27 protein-coding genes are annotated in these 19,047 nt (G+C 56.6%); all 27 read right to left on the bottom strand.

Features of this window, described 5'->3' with window-relative positions; genetic code table 11:
- Positions 1-19 precede the first annotated feature (19 nt).
- Positions 20-487, bottom strand: a complete 468-nt coding sequence (rplO, locus tag ACOOFE_RS09610) for a 50S ribosomal protein L15 (RefSeq protein ID WP_141186224.1) — start codon at positions 485-487, stop codon at positions 20-22.
- Between the two features lie 19 nt (positions 488-506).
- Positions 507-704, bottom strand: coding sequence for a 50S ribosomal protein L30 (gene rpmD, locus ACOOFE_RS09605; protein WP_006936433.1), 198 nt, complete (start codon positions 702-704; stop codon positions 507-509).
- 41 nt (positions 705-745) lie between these two features.
- Positions 746-1,312 carry a 30S ribosomal protein S5 gene (gene rpsE / locus ACOOFE_RS09600; protein WP_420414725.1) on the bottom strand — a complete coding sequence of 189 codons (567 nt, stop codon included), beginning with the start codon at positions 1,310-1,312 and terminating at the stop codon, positions 746-748.
- A gap of 41 nt (positions 1,313-1,353) precedes the next feature.
- Positions 1,354-1,716 carry a 50S ribosomal protein L18 gene (rplR, locus tag ACOOFE_RS09595; protein WP_420414724.1) on the bottom strand — a complete coding sequence of 121 codons (363 nt, stop codon included), beginning with the start codon at positions 1,714-1,716 and terminating at the stop codon, positions 1,354-1,356.
- Positions 1,717-1,728: 12 nt separating this feature from the next.
- The gene (rplF, locus tag ACOOFE_RS09590; protein ID WP_420414723.1) at positions 1,729-2,262 is read right to left on the bottom strand and encodes a 50S ribosomal protein L6; all 534 of its coding nucleotides are present in this window, start codon (positions 2,260-2,262) and stop codon (positions 1,729-1,731) included.
- 41 nt (positions 2,263-2,303) lie between these two features.
- Positions 2,304-2,702, bottom strand: coding sequence for a 30S ribosomal protein S8 (gene rpsH, locus ACOOFE_RS09585; protein WP_006936438.1), 399 nt, complete (start codon positions 2,700-2,702; stop codon positions 2,304-2,306).
- A gap of 12 nt (positions 2,703-2,714) precedes the next feature.
- Complete coding sequence (gene rpsN / locus ACOOFE_RS09580) at positions 2,715-3,020, bottom strand: 30S ribosomal protein S14 (RefSeq protein WP_141186220.1); 306 nt, start codon at positions 3,018-3,020, stop codon at positions 2,715-2,717.
- A gap of 21 nt (positions 3,021-3,041) precedes the next feature.
- On the bottom strand, positions 3,042-3,599 hold the full coding sequence (rplE, locus tag ACOOFE_RS09575) for a 50S ribosomal protein L5 (protein ID WP_141186219.1): 558 nt from the start codon (positions 3,597-3,599) through the stop codon (positions 3,042-3,044).
- Entirely contained in the window at positions 3,592-3,909 is a 318-nt protein-coding gene (gene rplX / locus ACOOFE_RS09570; protein WP_420414722.1) for a 50S ribosomal protein L24, read from the bottom strand. Before rplX ends, rplE begins: the two co-directional genes overlap by 8 nt.
- Entirely contained in the window at positions 3,909-4,277 is a 369-nt protein-coding gene (rplN, locus tag ACOOFE_RS09565) for a 50S ribosomal protein L14 (RefSeq protein WP_116699622.1), read from the bottom strand. The genes rplX and rplN overlap by 1 nt, the downstream gene beginning before the upstream one ends.
- A 68-nt stretch (positions 4,278-4,345) precedes the next feature.
- Positions 4,346-4,576 carry a 30S ribosomal protein S17 gene (rpsQ, locus tag ACOOFE_RS09560; protein WP_141186217.1) on the bottom strand — a complete coding sequence of 77 codons (231 nt, stop codon included), beginning with the start codon at positions 4,574-4,576 and terminating at the stop codon, positions 4,346-4,348.
- 12 nt (positions 4,577-4,588) lie between these two features.
- The gene (gene rpmC, locus ACOOFE_RS09555; RefSeq protein ID WP_133946861.1) at positions 4,589-4,789 is read right to left on the bottom strand and encodes a 50S ribosomal protein L29; all 201 of its coding nucleotides are present in this window, start codon (positions 4,787-4,789) and stop codon (positions 4,589-4,591) included.
- Between the two features lie 21 nt (positions 4,790-4,810).
- The gene (gene rplP, locus ACOOFE_RS09550; RefSeq protein ID WP_141186216.1) at positions 4,811-5,224 is read right to left on the bottom strand and encodes a 50S ribosomal protein L16; all 414 of its coding nucleotides are present in this window, start codon (positions 5,222-5,224) and stop codon (positions 4,811-4,813) included.
- A 47-nt stretch (positions 5,225-5,271) separates the two neighbouring features.
- A complete protein-coding gene (rpsC, locus tag ACOOFE_RS09545) occupies positions 5,272-6,003 on the bottom strand; it encodes a 30S ribosomal protein S3 (RefSeq protein WP_141186215.1) in 732 nt (243 codons plus the stop codon).
- Entirely contained in the window at positions 6,003-6,383 is a 381-nt protein-coding gene (gene rplV / locus ACOOFE_RS09540; RefSeq protein WP_141186214.1) for a 50S ribosomal protein L22, read from the bottom strand. The genes rpsC and rplV overlap by 1 nt, the downstream gene beginning before the upstream one ends.
- Before the next feature lie 2 nt (positions 6,384-6,385).
- Positions 6,386-6,664 (bottom strand): 30S ribosomal protein S19, encoded by a 279-nt coding sequence (gene rpsS / locus ACOOFE_RS09535; protein ID WP_022998243.1) that lies wholly within the window; start codon positions 6,662-6,664, stop codon positions 6,386-6,388.
- Positions 6,665-6,675: 11 nt separating this feature from the next.
- Positions 6,676-7,509, bottom strand: coding sequence for a 50S ribosomal protein L2 (rplB, locus tag ACOOFE_RS09530; protein WP_141186213.1), 834 nt, complete (start codon positions 7,507-7,509; stop codon positions 6,676-6,678).
- A gap of 18 nt (positions 7,510-7,527) precedes the next feature.
- Positions 7,528-7,821, bottom strand: coding sequence for a 50S ribosomal protein L23 (locus ACOOFE_RS09525; RefSeq protein ID WP_008196252.1), 294 nt, complete (start codon positions 7,819-7,821; stop codon positions 7,528-7,530).
- Complete coding sequence (gene rplD, locus ACOOFE_RS09520; protein WP_420414721.1) at positions 7,818-8,438, bottom strand: 50S ribosomal protein L4; 621 nt, start codon at positions 8,436-8,438, stop codon at positions 7,818-7,820. The genes ACOOFE_RS09525 and rplD overlap by 4 nt, the downstream gene beginning before the upstream one ends.
- Complete coding sequence (gene rplC, locus ACOOFE_RS09515) at positions 8,438-9,148, bottom strand: 50S ribosomal protein L3 (RefSeq protein WP_141186211.1); 711 nt, start codon at positions 9,146-9,148, stop codon at positions 8,438-8,440. The genes rplD and rplC overlap by 1 nt, the downstream gene beginning before the upstream one ends.
- A gap of 23 nt (positions 9,149-9,171) precedes the next feature.
- On the bottom strand, positions 9,172-9,480 hold the full coding sequence (gene rpsJ, locus ACOOFE_RS09510) for a 30S ribosomal protein S10 (RefSeq protein WP_006936455.1): 309 nt from the start codon (positions 9,478-9,480) through the stop codon (positions 9,172-9,174).
- A 72-nt stretch (positions 9,481-9,552) separates the two neighbouring features.
- Positions 9,553-10,743: an elongation factor Tu gene (gene tuf / locus ACOOFE_RS09505; RefSeq protein WP_141186199.1), complete on the bottom strand. Its 1,191-nt coding sequence runs from the start codon at positions 10,741-10,743 to the stop codon at positions 9,553-9,555.
- A gap of 47 nt (positions 10,744-10,790) precedes the next feature.
- Positions 10,791-12,866 carry an elongation factor G gene (fusA, locus tag ACOOFE_RS09500; protein ID WP_141186210.1) on the bottom strand — a complete coding sequence of 692 codons (2,076 nt, stop codon included), beginning with the start codon at positions 12,864-12,866 and terminating at the stop codon, positions 10,791-10,793.
- A 25-nt stretch (positions 12,867-12,891) separates the two neighbouring features.
- Positions 12,892-13,362, bottom strand: a complete 471-nt coding sequence (gene rpsG / locus ACOOFE_RS09495) for a 30S ribosomal protein S7 (protein ID WP_141186209.1) — start codon at positions 13,360-13,362, stop codon at positions 12,892-12,894.
- Between the two features lie 12 nt (positions 13,363-13,374).
- Positions 13,375-13,746, bottom strand: a complete 372-nt coding sequence (gene rpsL / locus ACOOFE_RS09490) for a 30S ribosomal protein S12 (protein ID WP_006936459.1) — start codon at positions 13,744-13,746, stop codon at positions 13,375-13,377.
- A 705-nt stretch (positions 13,747-14,451) separates the two neighbouring features.
- Complete coding sequence (locus ACOOFE_RS09485; protein ID WP_420414720.1) at positions 14,452-14,745, bottom strand: regulator; 294 nt, start codon at positions 14,743-14,745, stop codon at positions 14,452-14,454.
- 82 nt (positions 14,746-14,827) lie between these two features.
- Positions 14,828-19,027 carry a DNA-directed RNA polymerase subunit beta' gene (gene rpoC / locus ACOOFE_RS09480; RefSeq protein WP_420414719.1) on the bottom strand — a complete coding sequence of 1,400 codons (4,200 nt, stop codon included), beginning with the start codon at positions 19,025-19,027 and terminating at the stop codon, positions 14,828-14,830.
- Between the last annotated feature and the right edge of the window lie 20 nt (positions 19,028-19,047).

The raw sequence follows: 19,047 nt of genomic DNA, 5'->3' as shown, positions 1-19,047 counted from the left end.
ATGGGAAAAGCCCAGGCTGTTAAGCCTGAGCTCCCAGAACGGCGACTTTGCCGCCTGCTTTTTCAATCGCTGCTACAGCGCCTTTGGAGGCACCGGCAACTTCAAAGGTCACTGCCGCGGTGAGTTCACCGTTGGCAACGATGCGGACGCCATCACGGACCCGCTTGACCACACCTGCAGCCTTCAGCGCTTCGACGGTCACCGTCTCAGAAGCGTTCAGCTTGCCAGCGTCGATTGCCTTTTGAACACGACCAACGGACACAGTGCTGTAGTCCTTGGCGAAAATGTTCGTAAAGCCGCGCTTCGGCAGACGGCGGTGAAGCGGCATTTGACCGCCTTCAAAGCCCTTGATCGCTACACCAGAGCGGGACTTTTGACCTTTAACACCACGTCCACCGGTCTTGCCTTTGCCAGAGCCGATACCGCGGCCAACGCGTGTGCGCTCCGGAGAGGCACCTTCGTTGTCACGAAGTTCGTTGAGCTTCATGTCTTTATCTCCTCACCCCTTACGCGTTGTCTTCGACGACGCGAACGAGATGCTGGACCTTATTGATCATGCCGCGCACTTCAGGAGTGTCCTTCAGTGTGGAACGGCGGTGCATCTTGTTCAGGCCGAGACCGACGAGCGTCGCGCGCTGGTCCTTCGGACGGCGCAGCGGGCTGCCGATCTGTTCGACCGTAACAGTCTTTTCGGTGTTCGCCATGGAACTAACCCTCATTCAGCTGGTGGCTCGCGCCGCTAAGGTCAACCCTCAGCGGCAGCCGGAGCCGCCTCTTCGTTGTTGTCACGACGCCGGGACTGCAACACAGAGACCTTAAGGCCACGGCGGGCAGCAACGGAGCGCGGGCTGTCTTCTTTGGTCAGCGCGTTAAATGTCGCACGAACCATATTGTAGGGATTGGAGGTCCCCAAAGACTTTGCCACAACGTCCTGAACGCCAAGTGTTTCAAAAACCGCACGCATCGGACCACCTGCGATGATACCGGTACCGGCCGGTGCTGCACGCAGCAGAACCTTACCAGCGCCGTGACGGCCTTCCACATCGTGGTGGAGGGTCCGGCCTTCGCGCAGCGGCACACGAATCATTGTACGCTTTGCAGCTTCAGTTGCTTTCCGGATGGCTTCCGGCACTTCACGTGCTTTACCATGACCGAAGCCGACACGGCCCTTTTGGTCACCAACAACAACGAGGGCTGCGAAGCCGAAGCGACGGCCACCCTTGACCACTTTGGCCACGCGGTTGATGTGTACGAGCTTGTCGACGAATTCGCTGTCGCGCTCTTCGCGCTCGCGATTATCCTGTCTCGCCATTTTATACGTCTTCCGTACTTAGGAGCGCCAACGGGCGCTGGTCAGAATTCAAGTCCACCTTCGCGGGCGGCATCGGCAAGCGCTTTAACACGCCCATGATACTGGTACCCGCCACGGTCGAACACGACCTGCTTGACACCGGCGGCGGCTGCACGCTCGGCAACAAGCTTGCCAACGGCTGCTGCTGCAGACACATCGGCGCCCGTTTTCAGGCTGCCCTTGAGATCTTTCTCGATCGTGGAAGCGGAGACAATTGTATGTCCCTGCGCGTCGTCGATGATCTGGGCGTAGATCTGCTTCGACGAGCGGAAGATAGAAAGGCGCGGACGACCGTTCGCGGCTTTCTTGACTGAACGGCGCACGCGATCGCGGCGGCGTTCGAAAGCTTGTTTGCTGTTCGCCATGATCCTGGTCCGTTACTTCTTCTTGCCTTCTTTGCGGACGATGAACTCGTCTGCATAACGAACGCCTTTGCCTTTGTACGGCTCCGGCGGGCGGAATTCGCGGATTTCAGCTGCGACCTGGCCGACACGTTGTTTGTCGGTACCAGAAACGCTGATTTCCGTCGGTTTCGCACACTTGATTTCGATGCCTTCCGGGATCGGATAGACAACGTCATGCGAGAAACCAAGCGCCAGCTGAAGGTTTTGACCTTGAACCTGAGCACGGTAACCAACACCAGTGATCGCGAGGTCTTTTTGGAAGCCTTCGGTCACGCCGGTGATCAAGTTCAGAACCATGGTGCGGCTCATGCCCCACATGGAGCGAGCCGGCTTGGAGTTGTTACGCGGATCGATTTTGATCCCGTCATCAGTCATTTCGGCCAGAACAAGATCATTGAGCACGAAAGTCTTTTCGCCTTTCGGGCCCTTGATCGAGACTGTCTGACCGTCGATCGATGCCGTTACCCCGCTTGGGACGGGGACTGGCTTTTTGCCAATACGAGACATTTGACCAACCTTGTCGTTGTTTTAACAGCGAGAATGCCGCATCAGAAGACGCGACACAGTACCTCGCCACCTACGTTTTCGTCCCGCGCCTGATGGTCGCTCATGACGCCGCGCGGAGTCGAAATGATCGACACGCCCAGGCCATTAGAGACATGCGGGATGTTTTTCACCGACGAGTACACGCGGCGGCCCGGCTTTGAAACGCGCTCAATCGTGCGAATCACCGGTTCACCATCGAAATACTTCAGTTCGATTTCCAACTCGGACTTACCGCCCTCGTATTCAACCGTGGTGTAGCCACGGATGTACCCTTCTTTTGCAAGCACATCAAGTACGTGTGCGCGCAATTTGGAATTTGGTGAACTGACCTTGTTCTTGCGACGCATTTGCGCGTTGCGAATCCGGGTCAGCATATCCCCCAACGGATCAGAAATTGCCATCGGAGTTTCTCCTTACCAGCTCGACTTGACCAGGCCCGGGATCTTACCCAGGGAGCCCAGTTCACGAAGCGCAATACGCGACATCTTCAGCTTGCGGTAATAACCGCGCGGACGGCCGGACACTTCGCAACGGTTGCGAACGCGGTTCGGCGCGGAGTTCCGCGGCAATTTGGCCAGCTTCAGGCGGGCATTGAACTGCTCTTCAGGGCTCAAGGTTGCGTCCTTGGCCATAGCTTTCAGAGCGGCACGCTTCTCGGCGTATTTCTTGACAAGCTTCTCGCGACGCTTGTTCTTCTCGACTGCGCTTTTCTTCGCCATCGTGTTTTCCTTCCTTGCCCGTTATTTCGTGAACGGGAAGTTGAAAGCACGCAGAAGCTCGCGCGCCTCGTCATCGGTCGGCGCCGTGGTGCAGACGATAATGTCCATACCCCAGATCTGATCGACCTTGTCGTACTCGATTTCCGGGAACACGATGTGCTCTTTGATGCCCATGGCGTAGTTGCCACGGCCGTCGAAGCTTTTCGGGTTCAGGCCACGGAAGTCACGAACACGCGGCAGCGCGATGGTGATCAGACGGTCGAGAAATTCGAACATCTGCTGACGGCGCAGTGTCACCTTCGAACCAAGCGGCATGCCTTCGCGGACCTTAAAGGTCGCGATGGATTTTTTAGCCTTGGTGATGACCGGCTTCTGACCAGCAATTGCAGCCAGATCTTCAGCAGCGATACGGGCTTTCTTGGAATCGCCCACTGCTTCACCAACACCAATGTTCAGGACGATTTTTTCAAGCTGCGGAACCTGCATAACGTTCGCATACTCGAATTTTTCCTGAAGCTGCTTGCGCACGACTTCGTCGTAATGCGTCTTAAGACGCGGCACGTAAGAGGTCTCAGCCATCGATCAGGTCTCCCGAACGCTTGGCCACACGGACCTTGGCACCATCGTCCTGCACTTTGAAGCCGACGCGCGTCGCCTTACCGTCCTTCGGATCGGCAAGAGCGATGTTGGAAAGATGGATCGGCGCTTCTTTAGAAACGATGCCAGCTTCCTGGGTCTGGGTCTGCTTCTGGTGACGGCGGACCAAATTGATGCCGCGTACCAGTGCTTTGTTGTCGGCCGGCAACATCTGGATCACTTCACCAGACTTGCCCTTATCACGGCCGGTCAGTACGACCACCGTATCGCCTTTTTTGATTTTCGCAGCCATCAGAGCACCTCCGGCGCCAGCGAAATGATTTTCATATGGTTCTTAGCGCGGAGCTCACGCGGCACTGGTCCGAAAATACGGGTGCCGACTGGCTCCTTGTTGTTATTGACCAGCACGGCCGCATTGCGGTCGAACCGGATCACGCTGCCATCGGGACGGCGGATATCCTTTGCCGTGCGCACGACGACAGCCTTCATCACGTCGCCCTTTTTAACGCGGCCCCGTGGAATAGCTTCTTTGACCGACACAACGATGATGTCGCCAACAGAGGCATATTTCCGCTTGGAGCCACCGAGCACTTTGATGCACATGACACGACGTGCGCCGGAGTTATCCGCGACGTCGAGGTTTGTTTGCATCTGAATCATGACTGGCTGCCTTGTTCTTCTATCGGCGCACCGTTTGCGGGCGCCTGATGCTCACACATGGAGTGTGGTTACTGAGTAACCACTGTCCAACGTTTGTTTTTCGAGATCGGCGCGCACTCTTCAATCTGAACAGAATCGCCAACCTTGTATTGGTTGCTTTCATCGTGTGCGCGGTACTTCTTGGTCCGGCGCACAGTCTTTTTCAGCAGCGGGTGTGTGAAGCGGCGCTCCACATTTACCGTCACCGTTTTGTCATTGGCGTCGCTGACAACGGTGCCCTGCAGGATACGCTTTGGCATAGATCCGTCTCCTTATGCGGTCGCCGACACGCGCTTTTCGCGCATGATCGTCTGGATACGCGCGATATCACGGCGGATCTGCCGGACTCGTGCGGTGTTTTCAAGCTGACCCGTAGCCTTCTGGAAGCGCAGGTTGAACTGCTCTTTCTTCAGGCCCTCAAGCTCTGTGCGGAGCTCGTCGAGGGTCTTAGCCCGTACATCGGTCGCCTTCATGGCTGTCTCTCCTGGCCTGCCTTATTCGCCGATACGCTGAACGAAACGGCATTTGATCGGCAGCTTGGCAGCGGCAAGACGCATTGCTTCACGTGCAATGTCTTCCGGCACACCGTCAATTTCGAACATGATCCGGCCCGGCTTGACACGGCAAGCCCAGTAATCCGGAGAACCCTTACCCTTACCCATGCGGACTTCAGCAGGTTTCGAAGAAACCGGCAGATCCGGGAAGATACGGATCCAAACACGACCCGCACGTTTCATGTGACGGGTCATAGCACGACGGGCCGCTTCGATCTGACGAGCGGTAACCCGCTCGGGCTCCAGAGCCTTCAGACCGAATGCGCCGAAGTTGAGGTCAGTCCCCCCCTTCGACAAGCCGTGGATGCGGCCTTTGTGCTGCTTGCGGAACTTAGTGCGCTTCGGTTGCAGCATCGTTCTTCTCTCGTCTTTCTATTCTTACGAGCGGCAGGCAGCTTAAATTATGCTGCGCGCTCGCGGCCCCGATCCCGGCGTCCGCCGCGATCACCCTGGTTTCCACCCTCGTTGCCCGCTGTGGCGCGTTTTTCAGACGCCATCGGATCATGCTCGAGGATTTCGCCTTTGAAGATCCAGACCTTCACACCACACACACCGTAGGCTGTGTGAGCGCTGGCAACACCGTAATCGATGTCAGCCCGCAGAGTGTGAAGCGGCACCCGTCCTTCACGGTACCATTCGATCCGCGCGATTTCCGCACCGCCGAGACGGCCGCCGCAGTTGATCCGGATGCCCTGTGCGCCCAGACGCATGGCTGACTGAACAGCCCGCTTCATGGCGCGGCGGAATGCAACACGGCGCTCCAGCTGCTGAGCGATCGAGGCGGCTACCAAAGTCGCGTCGATTTCCGGCTTGCGCACTTCAACAATGTTGAGATGCACTTCGGAATTGGTGATGTCAGCAATCTTCTTGCGAAGACGCTCGATGTCTGCACCTTTTTTACCGATGACCACACCCGGACGACCGGAGTGAATGGACACGCGGCACTTTTTGTGCGGACGCTCGATAACCACCTTGGAAACCGCAGCCTGCTTGAGTTCCTTCATCAGGTACTCACGAATGCGGAAGTCTTCATGCAGAAGATCGCCATATTCGTTTTTGTTGGCGTACCAGCGAGAATCCCAGGTGCGGTTGATCCCGAGGCGCATGCCGATCGGGTTAACTTTATGTCCCATCAGGCACTCTCCTCAACTTCACGTACGACGATCGTCAGGTTCGAGAAAGGCTTCTCGATCCGGCCAACACGTCCACGTGCACGGGGCTGGAACCGCTTGATGACAAAAGCTTTGCCAACATGTGCTTCGGCAACCACCAGGTTGTCGATGTCCAGGTCGTGATTGTTTTCCGCGTTGGCAACGGCAGACATCAGAGTTTTCTTGACGTCTTGCGCGATGCGCTTGCGGGAGAATGTCAGGTCCGCAATGGCGGAACCGACTTTTTTACCACGGATAGCAGCAGCAACGAGATTCAGCTTGCGGGGAGAAACACGGATCATCCGTGTCATTGCCCGAGCTTCGTTGTCAGCGAGCGTCCGCTCACGCTTCGGCTTGCCCATCGTTACTTCCTCTTCGCCTTCTTGTCGGCGCCGTGCCCGTAATAGGTCCGGGACGGTGAGAACTCACCGAACTTGTGACCAATCATCTCTTCAGACACCAGCACCGGAACGTGCTTCTGACCGTTGTAGACGCCGAAGGTAAGACCAACGAACTGCGGCAGGATCGTCGAGCGGCGGCTCCAGGTCTTGATGACCTCGTTCCGGCCGGACTCGCGTACCTTGTCCGCTTTCTTCAGCAGATACCCGTCGACAAACGGACCTTTCCAGATCGAACGTGCCACGATCCTGTCCCTTACTTCTTACGCGCGTGGCGGGAGCGGACGATATACTTATCAGTCTGCTTGTTCTTCCGCGTGCGCTTACCTTTGGTCGGTTTACCCCAAGGAGTAACCGGATGACGTCCGCCAGATGTCCGGCCTTCACCACCACCGTGCGGGTGGTCGATCGGGTTCATAGCAACACCGCGAACATGCGGTTTGATGCCGAGCCAGCGGGAACGGCCTGCCTTACCGAGGTTGATGTTGGCATGGTCCGGGTTGGACACAGCGCCAATGGTGGCCATGCAAGTGCCGAGAACACGGCGCTGCTCACCAGACATCAGGCGCAGCGTTGTGTAACCTTGGTCACGGCCAACGATCTGAACGAACGCACCGGCAGAACGAGCGATCTGAGCACCTTTACCAGGCTTCAGTTCGATGTTGTGCACGATCGTACCGACCGGAATTTTGGACAGCGGAGCTGCATTGCCCGGCTTCACGTCGACGTTTTCGCCAGCAACGACAGTATCGCCTTCAGCCAAACGCTGCGGTGCCAAGATGTAGCTCAGCTCACCGTCTTCGTAACGGATCAGAGCGATGAATGCGGTCCGGTTCGGATCGTATTCCAGGCGCTCAACCGTTGCCGGTACGTCCCATTTACGGCGTTTGAAGTCGACAAGACGGTAAGTCCGCTTGTGACCGCCACCGCGGTTCGGAGACGTCATGCGGCCGGTGTTGTTACGACCACCGGACTTGGACAGGCCTTCGGTCAAAGTCTTGACCGGCTTGCCCTTCCACAGACCGGAGCGGTCAACTTGAACCAGCTGACGGCGGCCTGGGGACGTCGGATTGAATGTCTTAAGTGCCATTTTTCTTAAGTCCCCGTCTTAGAGCCCGGTAGCCACGTCAATTGCGTGACCTTCCTGCAGCGTAACGACGGCCTTTTTGAAGTCAGACTGGCGGCCAAGACGTCCGCGGAAGCGCTTCACTTTGCCCTTGCGGACCAGAGTGTTGACTGCCGTGACCTTGACGCCGAACAGAGCTTCGACAGCGGCCTTGATTTCCGGCTTGGTTGCATCGTTGGCAACCTTGAAGACAACCTTGTTCTCTTCAGAAGCCATCGTCGATTTTTCGGTGATTACCGGACCGACGATTTTGTCGTAGTGAGGAAGATTGCTCATTTAAAGCGCTCCTCAAGTGCGGACACCGCAGCTTTTGTCAACACAAGCGTGTTGGCGCGCAGAATGTCGTAAACATTGATGCCCTGAACCGGCAACACATCCAGGTGCGGAATGTTGCGGGAAGCCAGTGCGAAGTTGTTGTCAACTTCAGTGCCGTCAATCACCAGAGCGCTGGTCAGGCCGAGCTTGTTCAGCTGGGACTTCAGAGCCTTGGTTTTTGCTTCAGCAGCTTTTGCATCTTCAACAACAACGATGCTGTCTGTCTTGGCTTTCGCCGACAGAGCGTGCTTCAGGCCCAGTGCGCGGACTTTCTTCGGCAGGTCATGGCCATGATCGCGAACGACCGGACCAAATGCCTTACCACCGCCGCGGAACTGCGGAGCCTTCTTGTTGCCGTGACGTGCGCCGCCGGAACCTTTCTGACGGACGAATTTCTTCGTCGAGCCAGTAACTTCCGAACGCTGCAGCGTCTTGTGGGTGCCCGCTTGGCGCTTGGCAAGCTGCCAGCGCACAACACGGTGGATCAAATCGGTGCGCGGCTCGAGACCAAAAATCTCGTCAGACACCGTGATCGAACCGGCCGCCCCACCTTCGAGGGTTTTGACCTGGAGTTCCATCACTCGCTCTCCTTCCCGGCAGCCTCAGCCGCTGCGGACGCTTTGAAAGCACCCGGGACCGGAACGTTTTCCGGCAGCGCCTTTTTGATCGCGTCGCGGACCTGGATCCAGCCGCCTTTGGCGCCCGGTACAGAGCCTTCGACCATGATCAGGCCACGCTCAACATCAGTGCGCACAACCTTCAGGTTCTGCGTGGTCACGCGGGCATCGCCCATATGACCGGCCATCTTCTTGCCCTTGAACACGCGGCCCGGGTCTTGACATTGACCGGTAGAACCGTGTGAGCGGTGCGAGATCGAGTTACCGTGCGATGCACGGCCACCACCGAAGTTGTGACGCTTCATAACACCGGCAAAACCTTTACCGATGGAAGTGCCGGTCACGTCGACGAACTGGCCTTCGACGTAGTGGTCGGCAGTGATTTCTGCGCCCACGTCGATCATGTTGTCCGCGGAAACGCGAAACTCGACCACAGTCCGCTTCGGCTCAACCTTTGCAACAGCAAAGTGGCCGCGCAGTGCCTTCGGCGTATTCTTTACTTTACGGGTACCGGCACCGAGCTGCAGTGCGTTGTAACCGTTCTTTTCGTCAGTCCGGTGGGCTACCACCTGGCAATTTTCCAGCCGCAAAACCGTGACCGGAACATGCTCGCCTGCATCGTTATAGATGCGGGTCATGCCCACTTTCTGAGCGATCACTCCAGAACGCATGGATGTGTCCCCTTCGCCTCGCCTCAGAGCTTGATCTCGACGTCGACACCAGCGGCCAGGTCGAGCTTCATCAGCGCGTCCACGGTCTGCGGTGTCGGGTCAACGATGTCGAGCAGACGCTTATGCGTACGCATCTCGAACTGATCGCGGCTTTTCTTATCGATATGCGGGCCACGAAGCACGGTGTACTTCTCGATCCGCGTCGGCAGCGGCACGGGACCCCGTACCTGTGCACCGGTCCGCTTTGCCGTGTTCACGATTTCCTTGGTGGAAGCATCGAGAATACGGTGGTCAAAAGCCTTCAGGCGGATCCGGATATTCTGACCGTTCATTGTTATTGTTCCCAAATTGACTGCGGGCCTGCCCGCTCAAACTTGAATTGCGCCGGCAGGCCCGGCTGTCGATTATTCGATGATGGATGCTACGACGCCGGCGCCGACGGTGCGGCCACCTTCGCGGATCGCGAAGCGCAGGCCATCTTCCATGGCGATCGGCACGATCAGCTCAACGTCGACGGAGACGTTGTCACCCGGCATCACCATTTCCGTACCTTCCGGCAGGTGAACCACACCCGTCACGTCGGTCGTGCGGAAGTAGAACTGCGGACGGTAGTTGGTGAAGAACGGCGTGTGACGGCCACCTTCTTCCTTGGTGAGGATGTAAGCCTCAGCCTTGAACTTCGTGTGCGGGTTAACAGAACCCGGCTTACACAGAACCTGGCCGCGCTCAACCTCTTCACGGCCAACGCCGCGGATCAGAGCACCGATGTTGTCGCCGGCTTCACCGCTGTCCAGCAGCTTGCGGAACATTTCAACGCCGGTAACCGTGGTCTTCTGGGTATCCTTGATGCCGACGATCTCGACTTCTTCACCCACGTTGATCACACCGCGCTCAACACGGCCGGTCACAACAGTACCGCGGCCGGAGATCGAGAACACGTCTTCGATCGGCATCAGGAACGGCTGATCCTTCGGACGCTCCGGGGTCGGAATGTACTCATCAACCTGAGCCATCAGCTCACGGATCGCGTCACGGCCAATCGCCGCATCACGGTTCTCAACAGCTGCCAGCGCAGAACCCTTGACGATCGGAATGTCGTCGCCCGGGAATTCGTAAGAAGACAGCAGCTCACGGATTTCCATTTCGACGAGCTCGAGAAGCTCTTCGTCGTCGACCTGGTCAACCTTGTTCATGAAAACAACCAGAGCCGGAACGCCAACCTGACGCGCAAGCAGGATGTGCTCACGGGTCTGCGGCATCGGGCCGTCTGCTGCGGAACACACCAGGATCGCGCCGTCCATCTGCGCGGCACCGGTGATCATGTTCTTCACGTAGTCGGCGTGGCCCGGGCAGTCAACGTGAGCGTAGTGACGGTTTTCCGTCTCATACTCAACGTGCGCCGTGGAGATGGTGATGCCGCGTGCCTTTTCTTCAGGCGCACCGTCAATCTCATCATAGGCTTTTGCTTCTGCACCACCAGCTTCTGCAAGCGTCATGGTGATTGCAGCGGTCAGCGTCGTCTTGCCGTGGTCAACGTGGCCAATCGTGCCAATGTTAACGTGCGGCTTATTGCGCTCAAACTTTTCCTTCGCCATCGGAGTACTCCGTTTCTCTAATTCTTAATTAATTCAAGAGGTTGGGATCAGGCGTATTTCGCCTGAACCTCTTCGGCGACAGCCTGCGGCACCTGATCGTAGTGATCGAACACCATCGAATACTGGGCGCGGCCTTGAGACATGGAACGCAGGTTGTTCACGTAACCAAACATGTTGGCCAGCGGTACCATTGCTGTGATGACGGTCACGATGCCCCGGTTCTCCGTACCCGCGATCTGGCCGCGGCGGGAGTTCAGGTCACCAATCACATCACCCATGTAATCTTCCGGGGTAACAACCTCGACCTTCATGACCGGCTCGAGAAGTTTCGGGCCAGCTTTCTGAATGGCTTCGCGGAAACCGGCACGGCCGGCGATTTCGAAGGCCAGAACAGAGGAGTCAACGTCGTGGTAGGCACCATCGGTGAGTGTTGCCTTGATGTCGAGCATCGGGAAGCCAGCCAGCGGACCGGACGACATGACGCTTTCGATACCCTTGGTAACACCCGGGATGTATTCCTTCGGAACGTTACCGCCAACGATCTTGCTCTCGAAGACGTAACCTTCATTCGGCTCGGACGGCTCGATGGTGAGCTTGATGCGAGCGAACTGACCAGAACCACCAGACTGCTTCTTGTGGGTGTAATCCACATCTGCAACCTTGGTGATTGTTTCGCGGTAAGCAACCTGCGGCGCACCAATGTTCGCCTCAACCTTGAACTCACGCTTCATGCGGTCGACGATGATGTCGAGGTGCAATTCACCCATACCGGCGATGATGGTCTGACCGGACTCTTCGTCGGTCTTCACGCGGAAGGACGGATCCTCAGCAGCCAGGCGGTTCAGGGCGAGGCCCATTTTTTCCTGGTCGGCTTTGGTTTTCGGCTCAACAGCGATCTCGATGACCGGCTCAGGGAATTCCATCCGCTCCAGAATGACCGGCTTCAGCGGATCACAAAGCGTGTCACCTGTGGTGGTGTCTTTGAGACCTGCGATCGCCACGATGTCACCTGCGTAGGCCACATCAATGTCTTCACGGGAGTTGGAGTGCATCTGCATCATCCGGCCAACGCGCTCACGCTTGTCTTTAACAGTGTTCAGAAGGGAGACACCCTTGTTCAGAACACCGGAGTAGATGCGGCAGAAGGTCAAAGAGCCAACGAACGGGTCGTTTGCGATCTTGAACGCAAGCAGACCAAGCGGCTCTTCGTCGGAAGACTGACGCTCAACTTCTTCTTCGTTCTTCGGATCGATACCTTTAATAGCCGGAACTTCAACCGGGCTCGGCAGGTAATCAACCACTGCATCAAGAAGCGGCTGTACGCCTTTGTTCTTGAACGCAGAACCACAGAAGACCGGAACGAAGTCACCAGCGATGGTGCCTTTACGGATCAGCTCTTGAAGCTTCTCGAAAGACGGCTCTTCGCCTTCCAGGTAAGCTTCCATTGCTTCTTCGTCGATCTCAACAGCAGTCTCGATCAGAGCGTCGCGCATTTCCTGCGCACGGTCAGCAAGCTCAGCCGGGATGTCCAGAACGTCCCAAGCAGCGCCGAGGTTTTCGGACTGCCAGATCAGAGCTTTCATTTTCAGCAGATCAACAACGCCAGCGAATTCGCTTTCAGCGCCGATGTTCAGCTGCATGACCAGCGGAGTAGCACCAAGACGGGACTTGATCATCTCGCAGCAGCGATCGAAATCGGCGCCGAGTTTGTCCATCTTGTTGACGAAGATCATCCGCGGGACGTTGTACTTGTCGGCCTGACGCCAAACAGTCTCGGTCTGCGGCTCAACGCCAGCGTTGGCATCCAGAAGAGCAACCGCGCCATCAAGAACACGCAGGGACCGCTCAACTTCAATGGTGAAGTCAACGTGGCCTGGGGTGTCGATGATGTTCAGGCGTTTGTCATTCCAGTGAGCGGTGGTTGCAGCAGAGGTGATCGTGATACCACGCTCCTGCTCCTGCTCCATCCAGTCCATGGTGGCAGCGCCATCATGAACTTCACCGATCTTATGGCTCTTACCGGTGTAGTAGAGGATCCGCTCGGTGGTGGTCGTCTTACCAGCATCGATGTGAGCCATGATGCCGAAGTTACGGTAGTCCTCGATATTATGCGTGCGCGACATAGCGTCAGCCCTTCGAAGTAACTTATTACCAGCGATAGTGCGAGAATGCGCGGTTGGCGTCGGCCATCCGGTGCGTGTCTTCGCGCTTCTTAACTGCGGTACCACGGTTGTTTGCTGCATCGAGCAGTTCACCGGAGAGGCGATCAACCATTGTGGTTTCGTTGCGGTTACGAGCTGCTGCGATCAACCAACGGATCGCAAGCGCCTGACGGCGGTCAGAACGAACTTCAACCGGGACCTGGTAGGTCGCACCACCAACACGGCGGGAACGAACTTCCACTTGCGGCATAACGTTCTCAAGAGCAGCGTGGAACACTTCGATCGGGTTCTCACGGGTCTTGTTCTCAACAACGTCGAAAGCACCGTAAACAATGCGCTCGGCGGTGGATTTTTTGCCGTCGTACATGATGGAGTTCATGAACTTGGTGACGACCATATCCCCGAATTTCGGATCCGGGTTGATTTCGCGTTTTTCTGCGCGGTGACGACGGGACATCTAACGTGCTCCTTACTTCGGCCGCTTGGCGCCGTACTTCGAACGGCGCTGCTTACGATCTTTAACGCCTTGGGTATCCAGCACACCACGGATGATGTGATAACGGACACCCGGCAAATCCTTCACACGGCCGCCGCGGATCATCACAACGGAGTGTTCCTGAAGGTTGTGGCCTTCACCCGGGATGTATCCAATGACTTCAAAGCCGTTGGTCAGACGGATTTTCGCCACTTTACGCAGAGCCGAGTTCGGCTTCTTCGGAGTGGTCGTGTAGACGCGGGTGCAAACACCACGCTTCTGCGGGCAGGCCTCCATGGCCGGCACTTTGTTCCGCTTCGGCGGATCTTTCCGCGGCTTGCGGATCAACTGGTTGATGGTCGGCATTCTGTGCCCTTTACCTTGTCCATCCAAAATTCTTTGTGCAACTGCAGTCCCCCGCTGATGCCACATGTGTTCAAACATGCAGAATCGCGCCCGCACGCTCCGAAAAGAGCGGCCGGCGCTGCGAAAAACCAGAGGACCACGAGTTACCTCGCGGTCATGCAATCGACGCGTATTCGCCTATGTGACCCGGCAGCGTTTAAGAGGACTGTGTCCTGCGCTCTTCAGAAGCGCTGGAGGGTTCGCTCTTACCGCCTGCCCTTGGGATGCGCGGAACCTACTCAGATGCACCCTTTGCGTCAAGTGATTTGTTGGAAATTCCGCATTTCCGCGACTTCGGGAAATGCCGCCTCATAAATGACCGTCAAAACAGCACCAAACGCAAGATTATTTCCAAGGCAAACCCAATTCGGTTCTTTTGTTATTTACACCTAATCCAGACCAATTTCGAACAATTAATCAAACCTTAACCAGATGATTCAAATTCCAACAAATGCACCGGAATCGCTCAGTACAGCGGTTCGACAGGCCCGTTCTCGCGATTGATTCCCACATGCATGGCTGACATGCAGTTTTTCAAGATTGTCTCTGTAATAACCGATCATCCGGCTATTCGGTATTGCCCAAAAACAAAGGCGCGTCCGATGGGAGCACGCCTTTAATCTCATGCATATTCATGCTGGCAAGCTGGCGAACCAGCCCCTGCCCTCATTCGGATAGGGTTACTATAGCAACGTTCCCGGACAATGCGTCCTGATACGCCCCTTCATAGATCGGTTCATCAGGTTCACCATCGATCACACCGATCTGATCCAGTTCAGCTTCGGCGAACCCTTGAGACGACAATGCTTCGAGTGTCTTGCGGACGGCATCGTCATCATCTGGCGCTGTCAGCAGAGCATGGATCGTGATTGCTGCATCCGGCGACGTATTTTCGTCCTGCCAAACCCGGCCGATCACAATGTAGACCACCGGCTCCATTTCCATATCGTTGTCGTTCATTGTCGATCACCATTTGATTTGGTCTTGAGACAAGAAAGGCCGCCCGGAGGCGGCCTTTCGATTTCCTTGGCTTGGCAGAAGTCTATTCGGCCGCCCCAGTCATATCTTCCAAAAGGCCTTCCGCGGCACTATCCGAAGATTGCTGGCGCTGCGCTTCCTGGATGAGGTCGTCGCGGTGCGTTGCAATCTTGCGGATTCGCTTCATCACCCCGCCGGTACCGGCTGGGATCAAGCGGCCCACGATAACGTTCTCTTTGAGGCCGACCAGCGGGTCGGTCTTGCCGTTGACCGCTGCGTCGGTAAGAACGCGGGTCGTTTCCTGGAAGGACGCGGCAGAGAAGAACGAGCGGGTTTGAAGCGATGCTTTGGTGATACCGAGCAGGACCGGAACGCCCTTCGCCGGATCACGTGCATTATCGACTGCCTTGCGATTGGCTTCTTCAAAGTCGAGTTTGTCGATCTGTTCGCCGGAGAAGAACTCCGTTTCGCCCGGATCGGTAATCTCGATTTTCTGAAGCATCTGGCGGACAATCACTTCGATGTGCTTGTCGTTGATGGTCACACCCTGCAGACGGTAGACTTCCTGGATTTCGTTGACGAGGTAGGCAGCCAGGGCCTCAACGCCTTTAACGGCCAGAATGTCGTGCGGTGCCGGATTACCGTCGAGGATATATTCACCCTTCTCAATGGCATCGCCTTCCTGAAGGTGGAAGTGTTTGCCTTTCGGGATGAGATATTCGACCGGTTCCGCACCGTCCTCAGCAGGATCGATGATGATGCGGCGCTTGTTCTTGTAGTCGCGGCCGAAGCGGATCGTACCATCGATTTCAGCGATGATCGCGTGATCCTTCGGACGGCGGGCTTCGAACAGTTCCGCAACCCGCGGCAGACCACCGGTGATGTCCTTGGTCTTTGCGCTTTCCAGCGGAATACGCGCAAGAACGTCACCAGCCTTGATGGAGTTGCCCGGCTGAACGGACAGAACCGCATCCACAGACAGCATCAGGCGCGCATCGGATCCGCGCTGGTTTTTGGCAACAGACCCTTTTGCGTCCTTGATGACAATCGCCGGTTTGAGGTCCGCACCACGCTGAGACGAGCGCCAATCGATGACAACACGCTTGGTGATACCGGTCGCCTCATCGGCGGTTTCCTGAACAGAAGCCCCGTCAACCAGGTCTTCAAAGTCCACGACACCATCAACTTCGGCGAGCATCGGACGGGTGTACGGATCCCATTCGGCAATCCGCTGGCCGCGCTTGACTGAATCGCCTTCGTCGACATGCAGCTTGGAGCCGTAAGCGACACGGTGAACAGCACGCTCATTACCGTCGCTGTCGATGACAACGATGGACATGTTGCGAACCATTGCAACCAGGTTGCCTTCACTGTCGCGGTTGACCGAGCGGTTACGGATTTTGACCGTGCCATCGACGTTGGATTCGATGAACGATGAATCAACAACCTGCGCCGTACCACCGATGTGGAAGGTACGCATGGTCAGCTGAGTGCCCGGCTCACCGATCGACTGCGCAGCGATAACACCGACAGCTTCACCCATGTTCACCGGAGTACCACGTGCAAGGTCACGGCCGTAACAGGTCGCGCACACGCCGGTTTCCGTTTCACAGGTCAGAACCGAACGGATCTTGATCTGCTGAACTTTCGCCGCTTCGATCGCATCAACATCCTTCTCGTCGATCAAAGTCCCCTTCGGAACGATGACTTCGCCGGTCTGATTGTTGATGACGTCTTCCGCCGTTGTCCGGCCGAGAACACGCATGCCCAAGGAGGCAATGACGTTACCGGCGTCAACGATCGGCGCTACGGTGATGCCGCGCTCAGAACCACAATCCGGTTCAAGGATGATGGAATCCTGCGCAACGTCCACGAGACGGCGGGTCAGGTAACCGGAGTTCGCAGTCTTCAACGCCGTATCGGCAAGACCCTTACGGGCACCGTGGGTGGAGTTGAAGTACTCGAGAACCGAGAGACCTTCTTTAAAGTTCGAGATGATCGGGTTCTCGATGATGGATCCGTCCGGCTTGGCCATCAGACCACGCATACCGGCCAGCTGCTTCATCTGCTGAGGCGAACCACGGGCACCGGAGTGAGACATCATGTAAACCGAGTTCATCGGTTTTTGACGTCCGGTTTCCTCGTCGACCTGGACCGCCTTAATGCGGGCCATCATCTCGTCAGCGATCTTGTCGGTACATTTCGCCCAGGCGTCGACAACCTTGTTGTACTTCTCGCCTTGGGTGATCAGACCGTCGTTGTACTGCTGCTCGTATTCGGTTGCGAGCGACGCGGTTTCCCCAACAAGCTTCTGCTTGGTGTCCGGGATAACCATGTCGTCCATGCCGAAGGAGATGCCGGCGTTACATGCGTTGGTGAAGCCAAGCTGCATGATCCGGTCACAGAAGATAACCGTCTCCTTCTGACCGCAAGCACGGTACACCGTGTCGATCATCTTGGAGATGTCCTTCTTGGTCATCAGCTTGTTGGCCACATCAAACGGCACTTCATGATGCTTCGGCAGAAGTTCTGCAATCAGCATCCGGCCAGGTGTGGTCTCGAAGATCTCGGAGGTCGGATTGCCCTCTGCATCCACAGAGCGGAACCGGCCTTTGATCTTCGTGTGCAGCGTGATGACCTTGTTGGCCAGCGCATGGTGGATCTCACCGATATCGGAGAAGGCCATGCCCTCGCCCGGCTCGTTCTCTGCCATGATCGACAGATAGTAGAGACCAAGAACAATATCCTGCGACGGCACGATGATCGGGCCACCGTTTGCCGGGTGCAGAATGTTGTTGGTGGACATCATCAGCGTCCGCGCTTCCAGCTGGGCTTCCAGCGACAGCGGGACGTGAACAGCCATTTGGTCACCGTCGAAGTCAGCGTTAAACGCGGAACAGACGAGCGGGTGCAGCTGGATGGCCTTGCCTTCAATCAGGGTCGGTTCGAACGCCTGAATGCCAAGACGGTGAAGCGTCGGTGCACGGTTCAAGAGAACCGGGTGCTCGCGGATGACCTCATCGAGGATATCCCAGACTTCCGGACGCTCTTTTTCAACCAGCTTCTTCGCCTGTTTGACAGTTGAAGAGAAGCCCTTGGCGTCGAGGCGCGAATAGATGAACGGCTTGAACAGCTCAAGCGCCATTTTCTTCGGCAAACCGCACTGGTGCAGCTTCAGTTCCGGACCCACGGTAATAACCGAACGGCCGGAATAGTCGACGCGCTTACCAAGAAGGTTCTGACGGAAGCGGCCCTGCTTACCTTTCAGCATGTCGGACAGCGACTTCAGCGGACGCTTGTTGGCGCCGGTGATGACGCGGCCACGGCGGCCGTTGTCGAACAGAGCGTCAACGGATTCCTGAAGCATACGCTTCTCGTTCCGGATGATAATGTCCGGAGCACGCAGTTCCATCAGGCGGCGCAGACGGTTGTTCCGGTTGATCACGCGGCGGTACAGGTCGTTCAGATCTGACGTTGCGAACCGGCCACCGTCGAGCGGAACCAGCGGCCGCAGATCCGGCGGGATGACCGGAACAACGGTCATGATCATCCATTCCGGGCGGTTGCCCGATTCCATGAACGCTTCGATGACCTTAAGGCGCTTGGCCAGTTTCTTCGGCTTCAGCTCAGTGGTTGCTTCGGCGATTTCCTGGCGCAGCTTTTCGCTTTCGCGCTCAAGATCCATCGACATCAGGATCTCGCGGATCGCTTCTGCACCGATCATTGCGGTGAAGGCGTCTTCGCCGTACTCGTCCTGAGCAGCGACATAATCTTCTTCAGACAGAAGCTGATGCTGCTTGAGCGGGGTCAGGCCCGGCTCCAGGACAACGTAGTTTTCGAAGTAAAGAACGCGCTCAAGATCCTTCAGCGTCATGTCGAGTAGCAAACCAATGCGGCTCGGCAGGGACTTCAGGAACCAGATGTGGGCAACCGGAGCTGCGAGCTCGATGTGGCCCATACGTTCACGGCGCACGCGGGAAAGAGTGACTTCAACGCCACATTTTTCACAGATAACGCCTTTGTATTTCATGCGCTTATATTTGCCGCAAAGACATTCGTAGTCTTTGATCGGGCCAAAGATGCGCGCGCAGAAAAGGCCATCACGCTCCGGCTTGAATGTCCGGTAGTTGATGGTTTCCGGCTTTTTGATCTCACCGAACGACCAAGACAGGATCTTCTCCGGGCTTGCCAGAGAGATCTTGATATTGTCGAAGGTCTGTGTGGGAGCCTGCTGATTGAACAGGTTCATGACCTCATGATTCATGATCCGTCTCCTTCGATGCG

Origin of the sequence: Roseibium sp., from assembly GCF_965216085.1 — a bacterium.
In the GTDB taxonomy this organism is placed as follows: domain Bacteria; phylum Pseudomonadota; class Alphaproteobacteria; order Rhizobiales; family Stappiaceae; genus Roseibium.
Note: the sequence above shows the minus strand (reverse complement) of the source record. Positions and strands in the feature narration are given on the sequence as shown.